At 53.1% G+C, this 16,380-nt stretch carries 18 protein-coding genes and 1 riboswitch; of the genes, 2 read left to right on the top strand and 16 right to left on the bottom strand.

What is annotated here, in order from left to right:
* Positions 1–17 precede the first annotated feature (17 nt).
* From EDM58_RS14785 to EDM58_RS14710, 16 genes are all read right to left on the bottom strand, one after another.
* Positions 18–479 (bottom strand): RidA family protein, encoded by a 462-nt coding sequence (locus EDM58_RS14785; RefSeq protein WP_122914024.1) that lies wholly within the window; start codon positions 477–479, stop codon positions 18–20.
* 15 nt (positions 480–494) lie between these two features.
* A complete protein-coding gene (locus tag EDM58_RS14780) occupies positions 495–1,484 on the bottom strand; it encodes an amidohydrolase family protein (RefSeq protein WP_035316465.1) in 990 nt (329 codons plus the stop codon).
* Complete coding sequence (locus EDM58_RS14775) at positions 1,475–2,014, bottom strand: 3-hydroxyanthranilate 3,4-dioxygenase (protein ID WP_023555550.1); 540 nt, start codon at positions 2,012–2,014, stop codon at positions 1,475–1,477. Before EDM58_RS14775 ends, EDM58_RS14780 begins: the two co-directional genes overlap by 10 nt.
* Positions 2,015–2,027: 13 nt before the next feature.
* The gene (locus EDM58_RS14770) at positions 2,028–2,213 is read right to left on the bottom strand and encodes a 2-hydroxymuconate tautomerase (protein ID WP_031306363.1); all 186 of its coding nucleotides are present in this window, start codon (positions 2,211–2,213) and stop codon (positions 2,028–2,030) included.
* A 26-nt stretch (positions 2,214–2,239) separates the two neighbouring features.
* Positions 2,240–2,767, bottom strand: a complete 528-nt coding sequence (locus EDM58_RS14765) for an FAD synthetase family protein (RefSeq protein ID WP_023555548.1) — start codon at positions 2,765–2,767, stop codon at positions 2,240–2,242.
* Positions 2,768–2,874: 107 nt separating this feature from the next.
* Positions 2,875–4,353, bottom strand: a complete 1,479-nt coding sequence (locus tag EDM58_RS14760) for a 4-hydroxyphenylacetate 3-hydroxylase family protein (protein ID WP_122914023.1) — start codon at positions 4,351–4,353, stop codon at positions 2,875–2,877.
* A gap of 290 nt (positions 4,354–4,643) precedes the next feature.
* Positions 4,644–5,000 (bottom strand): ArsR/SmtB family transcription factor, encoded by a 357-nt coding sequence (locus tag EDM58_RS14755; protein WP_023555546.1) that lies wholly within the window; start codon positions 4,998–5,000, stop codon positions 4,644–4,646.
* The gene (locus EDM58_RS14750; protein WP_246000752.1) at positions 4,997–6,748 is read right to left on the bottom strand and encodes a SulP family inorganic anion transporter; all 1,752 of its coding nucleotides are present in this window, start codon (positions 6,746–6,748) and stop codon (positions 4,997–4,999) included. The genes EDM58_RS14755 and EDM58_RS14750 overlap by 4 nt, the downstream gene beginning before the upstream one ends.
* 174 nt (positions 6,749–6,922) lie before the next feature.
* A complete protein-coding gene (locus EDM58_RS14745; RefSeq protein ID WP_122914021.1) occupies positions 6,923–8,113 on the bottom strand; it encodes a hypothetical protein in 1,191 nt (396 codons plus the stop codon).
* A gap of 93 nt (positions 8,114–8,206) precedes the next feature.
* The gene (locus tag EDM58_RS14740; RefSeq protein ID WP_122914020.1) at positions 8,207–8,920 is read right to left on the bottom strand and encodes a 2OG-Fe(II) oxygenase; all 714 of its coding nucleotides are present in this window, start codon (positions 8,918–8,920) and stop codon (positions 8,207–8,209) included.
* Positions 8,913–9,461: a methylated-DNA--[protein]-cysteine S-methyltransferase gene (locus EDM58_RS14735; RefSeq protein WP_122914019.1), complete on the bottom strand. Its 549-nt coding sequence runs from the start codon at positions 9,459–9,461 to the stop codon at positions 8,913–8,915. Before EDM58_RS14735 ends, EDM58_RS14740 begins: the two co-directional genes overlap by 8 nt.
* 101 nt (positions 9,462–9,562) lie before the next feature.
* Complete coding sequence (locus EDM58_RS14730) at positions 9,563–10,420, bottom strand: class I SAM-dependent methyltransferase (protein ID WP_122914018.1); 858 nt, start codon at positions 10,418–10,420, stop codon at positions 9,563–9,565.
* 18 nt (positions 10,421–10,438) lie between these two features.
* Positions 10,439–11,206 carry a heme ABC transporter ATP-binding protein gene (locus EDM58_RS14725; protein ID WP_122914065.1) on the bottom strand — a complete coding sequence of 256 codons (768 nt, stop codon included), beginning with the start codon at positions 11,204–11,206 and terminating at the stop codon, positions 10,439–10,441.
* 20 nt (positions 11,207–11,226) lie between these two features.
* On the bottom strand, positions 11,227–12,288 hold the full coding sequence (locus EDM58_RS14720; RefSeq protein ID WP_246000751.1) for a FecCD family ABC transporter permease: 1,062 nt from the start codon (positions 12,286–12,288) through the stop codon (positions 11,227–11,229).
* Positions 12,289–12,304: 16 nt separating this feature from the next.
* Entirely contained in the window at positions 12,305–13,480 is a 1,176-nt protein-coding gene (locus EDM58_RS14715) for an ABC transporter substrate-binding protein (protein WP_122914016.1), read from the bottom strand.
* A 19-nt stretch (positions 13,481–13,499) separates the two neighbouring features.
* Positions 13,500–13,874, bottom strand: coding sequence for a (2Fe-2S) ferredoxin domain-containing protein (locus EDM58_RS14710; protein WP_122914015.1), 375 nt, complete (start codon positions 13,872–13,874; stop codon positions 13,500–13,502).
* A gap of 225 nt (positions 13,875–14,099) precedes the next feature.
* Positions 14,100–14,282: riboswitch (cobalamin riboswitch) on the bottom strand.
* A gap of 196 nt (positions 14,283–14,478) precedes the next feature.
* Between EDM58_RS14710 and EDM58_RS14705 the strand changes: the two genes are divergently transcribed.
* Positions 14,479–15,399, top strand: a complete 921-nt coding sequence (locus EDM58_RS14705; protein ID WP_122914014.1) for an ABC transporter ATP-binding protein — start codon at positions 14,479–14,481, stop codon at positions 15,397–15,399.
* Complete coding sequence (locus tag EDM58_RS14700) at positions 15,400–16,341, top strand: ABC transporter permease (RefSeq protein WP_122914013.1); 942 nt, start codon at positions 15,400–15,402, stop codon at positions 16,339–16,341. It abuts the gene before it with no gap.
* Positions 16,342–16,380: the final 39 nt, after the last annotated feature.

Raw genomic sequence — 16,380 nt, 5'->3', positions numbered from 1 at the left:
GTGAATCCCCCTTCCGATTAATCCTCAATCTCCACGATCATTTCCACTTCCACCGCATTGTTGAGCGGCAATTGCGCCATGCCGACTGCGGAGCGGCCATGTCTGCCCTTTTCCCCGAAGACGGCTACCAGCAAGTCGGAAGCGCCGTTCATCACTTTGGGCTGATCGGTAAAATCCGGCTCGCTGTTTACGAAGCCGAGCAGCTTGACGATGCGCTTTACCTTGCTCAGCTCGCCTACCTCCTGCTTGACGACAGCGAGCAGGTTGAGCATGCATTGGCGAGCAGCGGCGTAACCGACTTCAATCGTGACATCCTTGCCCAGGCTGCCGCGGTATTCATCCGTTCCTTGTCCTGCCGTAAACAAAAGGTTGCCGACGCGCACGCAACCCACATAGGTGCCTACTGCTTGTCGGGGCTGGGGCAGTGTATAGCCCAGCTCCGCCAGTTTTTCCTCTGGAGTCATTGCTTGATTAGCCATATGTCGATTCACCTTTTATTTCATATTTAAGAAGCGAAGAGCGTTTTCTCCCATGATGGCTTTCTTCTGCTCATCCGTCAGCGAAACGGTATTCTCCACGTCATTGCCTGGAGGAATCTCGCGCAACAGGAACGGATAGTCCGAACCCATCAGGATTTTTTCATGGCCGAAGGAATCGACCAGGAACTGCACGATTTTCGGATCGTTGACCAAGGAGTCGAAGTAAAAGCTTTTGGCGTAATGGCTCGGCGGCTTGTCGATCAGACGCAAGTGCGGCCAAACCTTCCACCCTTTGTCGAGACGCGGCAAAATGTACGGGAATGATCCGCCGCCATGCGCGAAGCAGATTTTCAGATTCGGATATTTCTCCATCACACCGCCCAGAATCAGGCTGGCGGCTGCCAACGCTGTTTCGCTAGGCATCCCAACGGTGTACATCAGGTTGTGGCGGGTAATCCGGTCCTTGCCCAATGTCTCCCATGGGTGGACGAAGAGCGGCACGTTCATTTTTTCTGCCGCAGCGAAAAACTCGATCAGAGAAGGATCATCCAGGTTCTTGCCGTTGACGTTGGTGCCGATCTCAATCCCCTTCATGTCCAGCTCGTTCATGCAGCGTTCCATTTCGCGGATGGCAAATTCCGTATCCTGCAGCGGCACAGTTCCAAGACCGATGAACTTCTTCGGATTTTCCTTGACCGTCTGCGCGATGAAATCGTTCTGGATTTGCGCCATCAATGCAGCTTGCTCAGGCGGCGCCCAGTAGGAAAAGGTTACGGGAATCGGCGACAGCACCTGTACGTCTACATGTTCCCGCTCCATATCGGAGATGCGTCTGGCTGGGTCCCAACACTGGTCGGTGATTTCACGAAAGACTTTTCCGCCGACCATGATGTTGGCTCCACATGTGCATGTGCGCTGCATGACGGGCCAACGCTCCCCCGAAAACTTTTCCACAAAGTTGGGGAAGTCCTCCGGTATGATGTGGGTATGAAAGTCTACTCGCATTTCCACTCACTCGCTTCTTCCGGCATTACATATCCGCAATTTTTGCAAGTGCGCAGCTCTTCACTTCCATTGAATCCGGCGATCGCTTCTTTAACCTGTACCTCGATGTTGGTCAACTGTACGGTCACGCGGTGCATCTCATGGTCGCACTTGTCGCAGAACCATACGAAGTCTTCCAGTTCCCCTTCTGCACGGTCGCGCTCGATTACAAGGCCGATCGTGTCTGCCACGCGGTGAGGAGAATGCGGCACATTGGCTGGCAAGAGGAACATTTCCCCTTCCTTGACAGTGACGACTTCACGCTTGCCTTCGTCGTTGATCACTTCGACGTAGCAATCGCCTTTCAACTGGTAAAAGACCTCCTCAGACGGGTCTACGTGGAAGTCACGGCGTTTGTTCGGTCCGCCGAGCACCATCACCATCAGTTCGGCATCCTTCCAGATCACTTTGTTGTTGACAGGCGGTTTGAGCTGATCCTTGTTTTCCTCGATAAATTTCCACAGGTTAATCGGCATGAATTTGCTTGCCATATCCAATCACTCCTTATTGTTTATCCTTGGTCTTGCCGCCTACAGCCCAATGCTTGTGCGGCAGTTCATGAATCAACACACGGATGCTCTGCAGCGGAGCGCCCAGCGACTGTTCGACCGCATGGGTCACGTTCTGGATGAGCCGCTCCTTGTCTTCATCAGATCTTCCTTCTAAAATGCGAATCTCTATGATCGGCATGAGAATCCCTCTTCCGTGAAAAATGTTCACTGCCACCCCAAAAGAGATAATGTCTTCTGCGTCTCCCCCTGGGAAAGCAAGTGACGGATGCGTGTAGATGAGATCGTCTTGCCATCGGGACAGTGGACAGGCTCTATGATCTGGACGGGAAAATGACGGGCCAAAAGCTCGACATTTCCCTCTCTGTTTTGACCGAATTGAAAATCGTTGCCAACGTGGATGCACAGTGGATGAAGCCGCGCCAACTCCGTCACAAAGGAGGACGCGCTGCGCTTGGTATAGCTCTCGTCAAAACGGGCGACCACCACATGATCGACGCCAAGCATGGCGATGCGCGATACTTTTTCCTCTATGGGCGTCAGAATCTGCGCACCCGAGAAATAATGGCGCGGAGGGGGATCGAAGGTATAGACCAGACTGGGCACCCCCAGCATCCGGCTTCGCCTGACGGTTTGACGTATGACTTCCTGATGGCCTTTATGCACACCATCAAACGCGCCAATGGCGATGACGGAGCCGGATAATGTCAGCGTTCCCTCTGTATGCGTCTCCATCGTGTCTCCCTCCAGCAATCATCTCGCCGGGAGAGGCAATAGTCTGCCCTCCCCGGCAGAACGGTCGCATGGATTGAAACCGCTTCCGTTCTTTTTTACAGAAAGTATTAAACCGTCGTTTTGTCTTTTACAAAATCAGGCAGGTTGAGTGCCTCATCGACCAGGCTGAACGTGTTGTTGCGTTTGAATTGGTTGTAGAAAATCGCTCTCTTGCGGATCGGATCGCCTGTGTAGTAGCGCTCGTACTGGAGCAGGCGCTGTCCGAATGCCTCTCCGCACAGATCCCAAGCCAGCTTGAAAATTTTCACGCGCTGTTCGGCGGAAATGCCTTCACGGCCCAGGTAGTACCTTTCCATATCCCCCGCAATCTCTGGAGCTGCGAAGTCCGCACCAGTCGGCGACATCAGCAGGCCGCCCGCGCCGATGATCTGAATGACTTCGATCGCTCGTGGATACACGGTCGGCATCAAGCCGCGGATCGTCTCCAGCGATACTCCCCCTGGCATCACTTCGCCAGACGGCAAGGTCTCGAACTCGTGCTCTGCCACTCGCAGAAGAGCCCGAATGGTTTCGACGGACTGGATCAGCTCCCCGAGCTGGTCCTGAACGTTCAGGAAGACATCTACACCGATGGAATCGGCTACCCGGCAAGCCACTTCTGCGGCGAACTGGAGCTTGATCAGTCCGCGCACACCGGATTGGTGAGCAGGCTGCTGCGCGATGCCTGTCTTCGGATAGAGCAGGTTGGCTGCTTCTACGTTGTTGTACAGGAATACGCGATCCCAAGGAACGAGTACATCATCGAAGACCAAGACGGCATCCATCTCTTCAAAGCGGGAAGCCAGCGGGTGGTCGAACAGCGGACGTGTGCCGTCCTGCATCGGTTCGCGGCACAGCATGCGCAGTCCCGGCGTATCGATCGGAAGCGCGAAGGCGAGAGCATAGCGCTCATCTCCAGGCTTGAAGCCAGGGAACGAATAAATGATGACCTCGTCTGTGATCGGCGCCAGCGTAGCCAGCATTTTCGCGCCGCGTACGACCAACCCTTCCGGCGTTTCCTTGACGGCACCCAGGTGAGTGAACATGTCGTTCTGTTCATGGGAGCTCTTGCTGCGGTCGTTCTGCGGATTGATGATGGCGTGCGTCAGGAACAGGTCGTTATCGCGGATATAGCGATAGTAATTTTTGATATTTACCGCCCAGTCAGGGTTGTACTTGTCGAGGAAGTCCGCATTGCTGTACATCGATGTAACCACGACGTTCAGGAAGTCCGGCGTTCTGCCCATCAGACCGAATGTCGCTCTTGCGAAAACCTCGAACACCGCTCTGCGCTTTTGCAGATCTTCGTAGTTTCTTGGTACGAGGAAAGCGTTGTTGACGCGCTCCCCTGTCTCCTCACAGATGTGCGTGATTTGATCCTGGTACTTGGGGTCATGCTGCATGTCATACAGATTGGCCATTTCAAGAATCGGACGTTTGAATACTGGCTCCTCGAAAACATTGGTGATTTTGCGTCCCGACATCCATACTTCCGGCTGGCGGGATTTTACCGCTTCGATATACTGAGCGCCTGTGCGAATACCCATTAAGAAAGCCTCCTTTTTCCTGTCATGCTTGTCGTTGTTGTTTTTAAAAGATTACGAATATTTACCCTGTGCTTGTCACCCGCCTTTTCGCTTTACTTCGTTTGCGTGTGTTCCGCTCTTAGTTGCATTATAAACGCCATGCAAAATGCTTATTGTATTGTAGTTAACGTTTTGTTGAATAAGAAATGAAACTGTCGAAACTTTCCCAATAGCAAAAAACCGCCCTTGAGCCTTCAAGGCCAGGCGGTCTTCTCACTGGAACGAGAGGACAGGTCTACACTCATTCAGGATTACTTCCCCGAAGATTCGCTGTCATTGCCGTTCTCGTCATTGAATTTATCCAGCATGGAAATCGCATCAATCAAATGGTTGTTAAAAATCTGCCGGGCGATTTGCAGCAGATCCACAATCAACGGCTCGCGCAGCGCGTAAAGCACCTTGTTGCCGTCTTTGGTTCCGTACACGATATTTTTTGCCCGAAGAATGCTCAGTTGCTGCGAGACGGCGGAGCCCTCAGTGCCGATCAGCGACTGCAGCTCATTTACATTTTTGTCTCCTTCTGCGAGCAGTTCTAGAATCCGTATGCGCAAGGGGTGAGCCAGGGCCTTGAAAAAGTCAGCCTTAAACTGTTGAAGTTCTAAATTCATCCGTCTCCTCCTTTTGAGTTGGTAAGAAGCGGTTTGGTCGGATTGGACAGAAGAGCACATTCCTGAAATGCGAAATGTTTACATCCAATACACTTCTTATTTTCAAGTTTGGTCAGGGCAAAATCAATCGCTTCGCCTGTATGTTCAAAGAAATGTTGTTCGCCAATCATCCTGTATAATCCTGTTTTTTGCAGCATATCGCGCGGTTGCGCCTGGATGCCCGAGACGAGCACTATCCCGCCGCTTCTATGGACATGCTCCACTATGTCCGCCAGATTTTGCTCCGCCGTCGTATCCAGATAAGGTACTTTGCCCATCCGCAGCAGGAGGGTCCTTTGGGTGTGCGGGAGCGTGTCTAGGACCAAGCTGCCAAATATTTTCGCAGCGCCAAAAAACAGCGGGCCTTCTACCGTACAAATCCGAAATTGCGGACAATCGTGCAGCTCTGACACGACATGCGCTCTCACTTTGTTGCTTCTGTCTTCATGATCCGGGAGCACCTTGGTCACCTTGACCGAATTGCTCATCTTCCATATAAACTGAAGGATCGCCAACGCCAGCCCTGCTTCCACCGCTACAGTCAGATTGACAAATACGGTCAACAAAAAGGTTGCCAGCAGAATGACGGTGTCACTTGTCCTGGTCCTGAGCAGCGAAAGAAACTCTTTTCGTTCACTCATGTTCCAAGCGACTACCATCAACACCGGAGCCATGCTGGCGATGGGAATGCGGGAAGCGTACGGAGCAAACAAGAGCAGGACGGCCAAAACGACCAGGGCGTGGACAATGCCTGCTACTGGCGATGCGGCACCGTTGCGAATATTCGTAGCAGTCCGTGCAATCGCCCCTGTCACCGGTATGCCTCCGACCAGTGGAGCCGCGATATTGGCGATTCCTTGCCCGATAAGCTCGCGATTGCTGTCGTGCTTGCTTCCGGTCATCCGGTCCGCCACAACCGCCGAAAGCAATGATTCGATACCGCCAAGCAGCGCAATGACCAGCGCTGGCTGCAGCATATTCACCATGCTTTCCCATGAAATCGACGGCCAACGAAGAGCGGGCAAGCCGCTGGCAATCTCTCCGAAAGTGGAGCCAATCGTCGCCACCTGCCCGGGGTAAAATAGATTGGCCACGACGCTGGCCACGATCAGCCCGGCTAATGGTCCTGGAATGCGTGGCAGAAGCCTGGGAGTAGCCAATATCAGTACAAGAGAGAGCAAAGCGGTACCGACGCTGTAGACATTCAACGTATTCAGATGGGAGATGACCTCTGCCATGCTGGAGAGAAAATCCTCGTGTCTCTCCATGCCGGAAAGGCCGAGAAAATTGCCGATCTGCCCCGAAGCGATGATCACGGCGATCCCGGAGGTAAAGCCGACTGTGACGGGGCGAGGGATAAATTTGATCAGGGAGCCCAGGCGAAAAACGCCCATCAACACCAGGATGATACCCGCCATGAATCCGGCAATCAACAGGTTTTCGTATCCGTAGACCATGACGATGCCGAGCAGGATCGGGATGAATGCACCCGTTGGCCCGCCGATCTGAAAGCGGGACCCGCCAAAAAGAGAGATGAAAATACCAGCAATAATAGAAGAATAAATGCCGTACTCCGGTTTGACTCCTGACGCAATCGCAAAAGCCATGGAAAGCGGAATCGCCACAATCCCTACGATCAGGCCTGCCAGCAAGTCCTCTCGCAACGATTGGAACGAATACCCCGAGAATCTCCCCCATGCTGTCTTCACAAAGCATCCCTTCTCCTTTAGTATTATTGAATATTTGATTTTTCGAATATACGTAATATAATGCATGAATGTTGAAGATTGTCAATCACCGAAAGCACCCGAAAATGAAAAAGCGCCCGCAATGGAGATGGCGCTTTCTCTCCATTACGAACGCTTTTTTCTCTACCTAATAAATTATCGAAACTCGTGTACCTTCGTCCATTGCTTGCCGCCGTCCAAAGTCGTGTACATTACAGAAGGCTCGCTCGCATCAGTTGTAATCAGCCAGCCTTTTTGGGCGTCAGCAAAGGCCAAGAGCATCGGGCCGAAGCCGCTGAACTTCTGGTCCGATTTTCCCAGCGTCTTCCCGCCGTCCTTCGTCCAGCCGATCGTATTGGGCACATCGCAGGCCATGCATTGTTCCCCTAGGAAGGCAACCTTCGTGTCCACGACGTAAAAAGGACCCGGACTCGACCCGCCAAGCGAAGGTCCCTCGCGATAATCTGCCGGGAAACCGGGAGCGGGACCTCCTCCTGCAGAGGACTTCGCGATTACGACCTGCCAATCCCCGCCGCCATTTGCCGTATGAAACAGCGAGTATGAGGTTTGTGTCATCCCCGTACCGCCAATCCATTCAACCCAGGCATCTTCTGGCCCTGCTGAACGGATGATGGCATTCACAGGCGGTTCTACCACTTCACGGGACATCACTGTTTTCCAGGTCTTGCCTCCGTCGACGGTTCGCTTCACCTGAGCGGTCTTCTGTTCCTGGGTGACTGCCCACCCATTTTGCTTATCGTGAAAATACGCCTCTCCTATGACATGCTCCGGAATCGGCAGCTTGCTCCACGTCTTTCCGCCGTCCGTCGTCCGCCAATTGCCGCTAAACGCCTCCTCTGGGGATACGAAGTGGAAAAAACCATTGCCCGGCACTTTCCCGGCAGAAGTCCAATCTTTCCCGCCGTTGGTCGTATGAAGCAGCAGACGTTCCCCGGCTGTTGTCTCATCCGCGGAAACGGCAGCCCATGCTTCCTGTGAGTTGAGCGCAAACAATTGGCTGACGGTGCCATCTACCCGCTGCTGCACCTGCCAGCTCTTCCCGGCATCCTCTGTCCTGGCAATCCAGCCTTCTCCACCGACCCAGCCCGTGGAAAAGTCGGCTAGTCGAACCGCTGTAACTTTCTTTTGGTCAGGCTGTGTCTCTTCTGATGAAGGCGTTTGATTATCCGTTTGTTGCGGGGGTTCGGTACTCGGGGCTGGAACTGGTTGCGTCGTCTGTACGTCACGGCCTTGGCTTTCCTCCGTGCTCGTCTGGCACCCTCCCACCAGCAAACTCAAAACGAGAGTAAGAATGGCTGCCCATGCTCCCGCAAATCGAATCTTCATTGTTGATCACTCCCTCAGTTGGTTGGGATGAGCCTTCCACTATGACTCTCTATCAGTTTTGACGGACTGCCTTCATAAATATTACAGCTGATTTCACTTGGCATCGTGAAAAATGATTCCCAACGTGTAGCGAAGCCCGGATGTGACCGTGCTGACGCCGTGACGAAGCGTGGCCTTGTAGAAGCCGCGCGTTCCCTGCACAGGCCGGTGATTTGTGGGAAAGACAAGCCCTTCCCCTCTCTCCAGTGTAATCACGTGGCCCCTACTTTGCATTCGGGGGCGCTGCTCGACGAGAAGAAACTCGCCTCCGGTATAATCGTCTCCCTTTTGATTGAGGGCAAACACGACCTGGAAGGGAAAATAGACGTCGCCGTACAGATCCTGATGCAAACAGTTGTAGCCGCCAGCTTCGTATCTCAAGATCAACGGGGTAGAACGTGTCTGCCCTTGCTGGCGGCAATGCTCCAAAAAGGCGGACAATGCGGACGGGTAGACCGCTTCCTGCCCAAGCTGCGCACGCCAGCGATTGGCTGTTTTTGCCAGCTCCGGATACAGGCTCTCGCGAAGGTTTTGCAGAATGTCGGGCAATGGAGACTGATAGTAGCGATACTCGCCCACGCCGAAGCGATACCTTGCCATATCGATGGTAGCGCGAAAAAGGGCAGGCTCCTCATAACCCCGGATCAAATCGGCGCATTGCTCCTGGTCCAATAGGGAGGGAATTTTGGCAAATCCCTGTTCATCCAGTGTTTGTTGCAGCGTGTCCCAATCCCAAGCAGCCATTTTTGTCGCCAGTCGATCAGGCATGTTGCCGGCTCCTTTCCTCCCGGGAAAACTCCTGCTCCCCCTGCAGCAGCTTCTTTTTCATCTCCAGGCCGCCACGGTACCCGGTGAGAGAGCCGTTTTTTCCGATGACCCGATGGCATGGGACGGTGATGAGCAGCGGATTGGCCCCGATTGCCGCGCCTACTGCTCGTACCGCCGCTTTTTTGTCGATTCGTTCGGCGATCTCTGTGTAAGACCGGGTCTCCCCGTACGGAATCTCGCAAAGCGCGTTCCACACCTCTCGCTGGAAAGGAGTGCCGTGCCAATCCAACGGGATTGTAAAGCTGTTGCGCAAGCCTTGGAAATACTCGCGAAGCTCTGTCGCATACGGTCGCATGGCCTCATCGTCCTGTACAAGCTCGCTGGACGGAAAGTGCTGTTTCACCCAGGCAACCATCTCGTCTACGGGCTGATTGGGAGAGCCGACATAGCAGAGTCCTTTTGAAGTCGCTGCGATGTAGAGGCTCCAGTCCTCCACTGACAGCAGCGTCCAGAATATCGTGGACACAGGTTTCTTTTTCATCAAGCGTAACCTCCATGGCGGATTCATTTCGTTTCCCATTCCACGGAAAGTATACCCTCGATGACTGTCGTCTGTACGCATTTTTGAATGGATGATCAAGATTATGAAGGAAAAATTTTTCGCTCCGGCTTCCAATACAACAAAGCTGCCTTAAATCGATGTATATACGCAGGCTTGCCGTCGATCCACACCAGGTACTTGCGCAAAATCGCTTCTGCTTTCTCCCTGTCGTACTCGGCCTCCATTATCGCCCGAAGATTATGATCGACAAACTCTTCCTCGGAGTCGTACCGATGCGTCTGCTGAAGATCGAGAATCTTGCAGTTCACGTCTATCCCCAGCTCGTACAGCAGATTGGTGATATGAATATAATCTCTTCTGGCAAAGCGGATGCGATATCCGAGCTTCTCGTAAATCTCCCAGTAATGCGGCTTTTCCGGTCCGCTGGTCAAGCCGACCACCGCGAGACGTCGGGCGGTATTGTTCATATGAAGCAATGCCTGGTCGATCTCCTGCATCCGGTAATAGCAATTCACTCCAAACACCACATCATACGTCTTGGGAGATTCGTATTCTTCCCATTTGGCATGGACAAAGCTCATGTTGGACAAGCCTTTTGCCTGGGCTTCCTTCGCCAGGTAATCAAGCACGCTGGCGGAACTGTCCACGCAGGTTAGGGACTTCGCTTTGCTGGCTGCGGCAAACGTATAATTCCCCCACCCCGGCCCTATTTCCAGCACTTCATCTTCGGGTTGAATCAAAGCAACCAGCTCCCCGCAGATGTCAGCCACATAAGCATCAGGTTCGGGACGGTTCGATTTTTCCTGCAAAAATTGGTTCCAGAACTTCTCTTCCAGCGCGTCGTCCGTCATGCGCGGCGGAAGTATGCCTTCCCAATTCTTCATTCCTTCGAGCCAGCGCGATTTGGAATCCAGCGACAACCTTACTCCATGGTACATATGGTTTCTCCCCTTTCTTTATCTGCTGACAGGACGAACGGCGGTCATTTTCAACCCGTAGCTGCCTGATTCGATCTCGACCTGTACACCGTATACCTGCTCGAGATGGGAAGGTGTACATACTTCCTCCGGTCTGCCGGATGCAAAAATTTTGCCGTCCTGCAATAGATAGATGCAATCCGAGTATCTGGCAGCCAGCTCCAGGTCGTGCAGAATCAGGATGACCAGCACCTGCTGCTGTTGGGCCAATTCCCGAACCAGCTCCAGCACCTCCAGCTGATGCCGGATGTCCAGAGCGGAGGTGGGTTCGTCCAGCAGCAGCACCTGCGGCTCCTGGGCCAGCGCGCGTGCAATGAGCACCTTCTGCCTTTCACCGCCGCTCAATTCATCGAGAAACCGTTCGCTCATCTCCGTAAGCTGCAGCTTGTCCATGATGTCGGCTACGACTCGCATGTCTTTTGCCGTGATGCCCCATTTGATATACGGTTTTCGTCCCAAAAGAATGGTCTCCATCACGGTCAGAGGGAAGCCGAAGGACGAGTGCTGCGGGACATAGCCCTGTTTTTTCGCCAGCTCATTCGCCGCAAACGAGCGGACATCCCGCCCGTCGAGCCACACCGTTCCTCTGGCCGGAGGGAGGATCGAAGCAAGGCTCTTGAGCAGCGTCGTTTTCCCTGCGCCGTTCGGACCGATGATGCTGACGACTTCACCGCGGGACATGCTCATCACGATATCCTGTAAAATGGTCTTGTCCCCGAATTGCACGGATAAGCCCGTAACCTGCATATACACGTGATCATCCCCCCTCATGCCCAGTAATCCCGGCGCTTTTTCACGAGCAGATAGACGAAAAACGGAGCGCCAAACAGCGCGGTAATGATTCCCACGGGTATTTCGACCGGAGACAGCAGCATGCGGGCTGCGGTATCAGACAGCAGCAGCAGCAAAGCTCCGACAAGACAGGAGCAGGGCAGCAGAAAACGGGTGTCCGTGCCGATGATGATCCGACTGATGTGCGGCGCAACCAGCCCGATAAAGCCGATAATCCCGGTAAATGCAATCGTCGTGGAGGCCATCAGCGTGACGATGAGCAGGCAGACCCAGCGGATGCGTTTTACTTTTACCCCTAACGTCCGCGCCACTTCTTCGCCGGCGCTGAGCGCGTTCAGATCCCAGGCGTACTTGATCAAAATTGCCAATGATACGACCAGCAGCGGGATCAAAATCTGCAGGACCTGCCATTTCGCTCCCCAGAAGCCGCCCATGAGCCACACGACCAGATCCTTTAATGCTTCGTTGTCGGAAAAGTACTTCAAGCCGGAGACTCCCGCCGAGAATAATTGGCCAATCGCCACTCCTGCCAGCAAAAGCACGGTGGTAGAACTGTTTTTTAGTCTCGCAATGCCGTATACGACAAGGACAGCCAGACAGCCAAAGACAAAGGCATTGAGCGCAATCATCCAATGCCCCGACTGGACCAGATTGATCCCAAACACGCTTGCCCCGGCTACAATCGCCAAGGCCGCGCCAAAAGCCGCACCGCTGGATACCCCCAAAGTAAACGGATCTGCCAGCGGGTTGCGCAGCAAGGCCTGCATGATCACTCCGGCGCACGAGAGCGAGATTCCCGTCACGATCGCCATGACGATCCGTGGAAGCCGCACTTCATAGACAATGTAGGTAAGCATCTCATCCGAGCTCTGACCGAATAAGATCTTAAGCAGATCGTACAGCGGCACCTCTACCGCGCCCCGACTGATCGCATACAGTGTCGAGGCGATCAGGAGCAGCATGGTTGCGCCGAGCAAAAGCAGCTTTCTTCGGACACTCCCCTGATACAGGGCCATGACCTTCCCTTCGATCGGCACGCGGACGCTCCTCTCTTTACTTTGCATCTTTATAGGAATAGGTCCATATCCCTTTGTACGGGACATTCAACCACTTTTCATAATACTCTCGCGCATATTGCTCAGGGTCGACGTCCTGGAACAAGTCCGGATACAAATATTTCGCCAGCTGCAGCGTGCCGATATAACGCTTGTCCGACCCTACAAAATTGGTGTAGAAGAAGTAGATATCCCGGGTTTGCCCTGCCTTGAGCCGGGAAACGGAGGTCGTTTTCATGATATTGTCCAGCGTTTCTTCAAACGGCTTGGCATCTTCCGTCTCGTATCCGCCCAGCCAGGTGCCATGCAGGGTAATCACATCCGGGTTGCGTTTCAGCACGTACTCCTCGTCCACCATGATCGTGGTCGATGACTCGGCCGGGTTCCACTCCAGATCCGCAGCATCCTTTCCGCCCGCCAGGATCGTGGCGTAGCCTTCTCCCACTCCCGGTTTTCCGCCTATCGACTGACTGGGAAAAATGCGATAGCCGCCGTTCGTATTGAGAAAACCTGCGGATAGTGCCAAGACGCTTTTCTTTTCTTCCTCCTTCAAGCCTGCCACGCGATCTGCCAAAAGCTGCTCGATGGAATGCTTCCACTTAAGGAATTGTTCTGCCTTGTCGGTTTTGCGGAACAATTTCCCCAGCAGGCGAAGCTCCTCGTCCATCTGCTCCGGCAAGTAATTATTGATGCGGACGACCTTGATCCCCGCAGGCTCCAGCTTTTCCTCCAGCGTCTGATCCGGCCGGTTGGTATATGCAAACACAACTTGCGGCTTCAAGCTCAAGATCAGCTCCAGATTGACCTGTTTGGTCTCGCCCACGTCCGGCTTGCCCGCCAATTCCAAATAGGGGTTGTTTTTGATCGTCGTATCGCCTGTCGCCAGAATGGCATCTTTTGCCCCCAGCAAGGTGATGGCTTCCGCCGTATTACGATTGAGCACGACCGCCCGCTCGATTGGCAGAGGCAGGGTGATTTCTTTGCCTGCCGTGTCCGTAAACGTCAGGACTTCGGGTTCGTGGGTTTCGGTGGCAGGCGACGCCTGATTCGGCGGCGATGATGGCTGTTCAGGCTCAGAGCTGGGCGCAGAAGCGCAGCCCGTGAGCAGCAGGATTGCGAATATGGCGATCAACCACGGTATTGTGATTGTTCTTCTCTGTTTTGTGATTGTCATCTCGGTTCTCTCCCCGATTTTATTCCTTCTTGCCTGTTTTCTTGGAAATCCCCACAGAAACGTCTTGTGCAGGTACGAAACCATTCTGATACGTATAGAGGAGATTTTCTTGCAACGGCTGTCCTTCTCGTACATGCTGCGTGATGATTTGCTGCGCCAGGTCAGGCGTCACATCCTTGTACCAGACGCCGAGCGGGTAGATCATGACGACGCATGCATTCTCACAGCGTCCGTTGCACCGGGTCCGCGTCGTATGTATCAAATGATCGGCTTCGTTCTCCCGGATGGCATCGCGGATCGCTTGTGTTACCTCCTCTCCGCCACGCTTCATGCAGCTCCCCCCATTGCAGATGAATACATGCTGCTGGGTTCCAGACAGATTCCAGGTTGTCATTCTCTCTCCACTCCCTCTATACATCTTATTGCGGCTTCATAAATCGTAATCATTACGTTTTAAGGATAGCTGTTGCTTTTTTCCATGTCAACTCCTCCACGACACGAATGTATACAAAAAGACCCCGCCATACCGGACGGGGTCAACGCAGATGATTCACATGAAATAGACACAAAAAGGCATTCTTTCCACGCTTCATCCACCTCTCCTTTCCGCGAAGGCACTTTGGGTGTGACAAACTAGGTAGGTCTCCTGGCTTCGGTTCATCGTGCTCTTTCGCCTTCCCCGGCAAACCGAGTGGCATCATCGAAAGAGAACTCACCTTTACAGTGGCGGGACCGCTCGGGATTTTCACCCGATTCCCTGTTACCCCTCGCTCTCGCAAGGGCACCTAGCAGCATCCGTATAAAATTTCGCACTCAGCTACAATTCCCTATATGTTTGGAAAATCCTTCATTGTTGATACATCTCCATCCCGAGACGGAGCCGGATTCGATCTGCGGGTCGTTACCCCCTCTTTTTTTGCCAGCTAAAATGACGAAGAAAGGGCATCAGCAAGACCGGTAAGCAGTGCTGCACGGTCCGCACAAAAATGGAGGAGACAATGAACCAGGACACAGTCGTTCAATTGCGGGATGTTACGAAAAAAATCGGTCTGAAAACCATTATTCATACGATCAGCCTCGATATTCCGAGAGGAAAAGTAATTGGCTTGCTGGGACCAAACGGAGCCGGAAAAACCACCCTGATCCGCATGATGGTGGGCTTGACTTCCATCACTGGCGGTCATATCACGATCCACGGAGCCAACGTGAAGCACGAGTTTGAAAAAGCGATTCAACACGTCGGCGCAATTGTCGAGAATCCGGAAATGTACAATTATATGTCGGGTTGGAAGAATCTGATCCACGCGGCCAATATGCTCCCTGGCGTGAATCGCAAGAGGATGAAAGAAGTAGTCGCGCTGGTCGGATTGGAGAAGCACATCCATCAAAAGGTGAAGACCTATTCGCTAGGGATGAAGCAGCGGCTTGGAATCGCCCAGGCATTGCTCCATCGCCCCTCTGTCCTGATTCTGGATGAACCGACGAACGGATTGGACCCTGCCGGGATTCGGGAGCTTCGCGATCATTTGCGAAGATTGGCGGATGTGGAAGGCACGGCTGTGATTGTCTCCAGCCACCTGCTCTCGGAGATGGAGCTGATGTGCGACGAAATTGCCGTTCTGCGGGAGGGGAGATTGGTCGATGTAAAGTCCTTGGAGGCTATGATGCATACAGATACATCGAACGTGACCGTCGTTCTGGATGTTGACCAGCCACAGGAAGCCTATGCGCTATTGACGCAAACTCCATTGGACATCTCATGCACCATTCACAATCAGACACTGACAGTAAAGCTCTCCAAAGAACAGATACCGTCTGTAGTCTTTGCACTCGCACATGCACAGATCAGCATCTATGAAGTGAAGATGTTGACGCAGACATTGGAGGATAAATTCTTGGAAATGACGGGGGTTCACTAAGTGTACAAACTGCTGCGCAATGAAAACATGAAGCTGTATTCCAAATTCGGCACCTGGCTTATGATGACGCTCCTTCTGCTGACCGTTGCTCTCATCGGAGTGGTGAGCCAATACGACGCTCCTCCACCAGACGTATCCCAATGGCGGTCACATGTCGAGCGAGACATCGAGCAGATGAAAGCCGGCATCCTAAACGAGCCGAATCCCCAAGTCGTCAAGCAAATGGAAAATCACATAAAAATAAAGGAATACGCCTTAGCTCACGGCATCGTCCCGCTCGAGTACACGCCCTGGAGCTTTACGAAGGAAGGGAGCTCCTTGATTCCACTCGTCAGCCTGTTCGTGATTTTCGCAGCGGGAGGCATCGTAGCGAATGAATTTGCCTGGGGTACGATCAAATCCCTTCTCGTGAAGCCTCACAGCCGGGCCAAAATCCTGCTGGCCAAATATGTGAGCGTCCTGCAGTTTGCACTGCTTCTGCTCGTGATGCTGTTTGCTGCAACCTTTGCCTGCAAAGGACTTTTCCATGATTTTGCTTATTGGGATACTCCCTATCTGTTCACAGATGCCCAGGGCAACGTTCAAGAAGGAAACATGGCTCTTCATCTATTCTCTGCGTATCTTTTGAATTCGGTCGAGTTGTTGTTTGTGGCAACGATCTCGTTTATGATTTCCAGCGTCTTCCGAAGCGCCTCGCTGGCGATTGGCATTACGATGCTGCTTCTCCTATTGGGCGGAATGACAACCAGCTTATTGGCTGTCAAATACGACTGGATCAAGTATACCCTGTTCGCCAATACTTCCTTGTCGATGTACATGGAGGGTTCTCCCTTGATCGAAGGAATGACGCTTCCATTTTCGCTCATTGTCCTGAGTATCTACTTTCTTGCTTTCATCCTTACGACATGGACCGTATTTACCAAGCGCGATGTGGTCAGGTAAAGAAAATGAAAAAGCCTCCACCCTGCAAAAGGGGGAGGC

Source organism: Brevibacillus panacihumi (assembly GCF_003710985.1).
GTDB classification, from domain to species: Bacteria; Bacillota; Bacilli; order Brevibacillales; family Brevibacillaceae; genus Brevibacillus; species Brevibacillus panacihumi.
This window is presented reverse-complemented; position numbering and strand designations above follow the sequence as displayed.

Excerpts from the sequence above, each read along its gene's own strand:
- EDM58_RS14785 (WP_122914024.1), bottom strand. The coding sequence starts at position 479 with ATGGCTAATCAAGCAATGACTCCAGAGGAAAAACTGGCGGAGCTGGGC.
- EDM58_RS14780 (WP_035316465.1), bottom strand. The coding sequence starts at position 1,484 with ATGCGAGTAGACTTTCATACCCACATCATACCGGAGGACTTCCCCAAC.
- EDM58_RS14775 (WP_023555550.1), bottom strand. The coding sequence starts at position 2,014 with ATGGCAAGCAAATTCATGCCGATTAACCTGTGGAAATTTATCGAGGAA.
- EDM58_RS14770 (WP_031306363.1), bottom strand. The coding sequence starts at position 2,213 with ATGCCGATCATAGAGATTCGCATTTTAGAAGGAAGATCTGATGAAGAC.
- EDM58_RS14765 (WP_023555548.1), bottom strand. The coding sequence starts at position 2,767 with ATGGAGACGCATACAGAGGGAACGCTGACATTATCCGGCTCCGTCATC.
- EDM58_RS14760 (WP_122914023.1), bottom strand. The coding sequence starts at position 4,353 with ATGGGTATTCGCACAGGCGCTCAGTATATCGAAGCGGTAAAATCCCGC.
- EDM58_RS14755 (WP_023555546.1), bottom strand. The coding sequence starts at position 5,000 with ATGAATTTAGAACTTCAACAGTTTAAGGCTGACTTTTTCAAGGCCCTG.
- EDM58_RS14745 (WP_122914021.1), bottom strand. The coding sequence starts at position 8,113 with ATGAAGATTCGATTTGCGGGAGCATGGGCAGCCATTCTTACTCTCGTT.
- EDM58_RS14740 (WP_122914020.1), bottom strand. The coding sequence starts at position 8,920 with ATGCCTGATCGACTGGCGACAAAAATGGCTGCTTGGGATTGGGACACG.
- EDM58_RS14735 (WP_122914019.1), bottom strand. The coding sequence starts at position 9,461 with ATGAAAAAGAAACCTGTGTCCACGATATTCTGGACGCTGCTGTCAGTG.
- EDM58_RS14730 (WP_122914018.1), bottom strand. The coding sequence starts at position 10,420 with ATGTACCATGGAGTAAGGTTGTCGCTGGATTCCAAATCGCGCTGGCTC.
- EDM58_RS14725 (WP_122914065.1), bottom strand. The coding sequence starts at position 11,206 with ATGCAGGTTACGGGCTTATCCGTGCAATTCGGGGACAAGACCATTTTA.
- EDM58_RS14715 (WP_122914016.1), bottom strand. The coding sequence starts at position 13,480 with ATGACAATCACAAAACAGAGAAGAACAATCACAATACCGTGGTTGATC.
- EDM58_RS14710 (WP_122914015.1), bottom strand. The coding sequence starts at position 13,874 with ATGACAACCTGGAATCTGTCTGGAACCCAGCAGCATGTATTCATCTGC.
- EDM58_RS14705 (WP_122914014.1), top strand. The coding sequence starts at position 14,479 with ATGAACCAGGACACAGTCGTTCAATTGCGGGATGTTACGAAAAAAATC.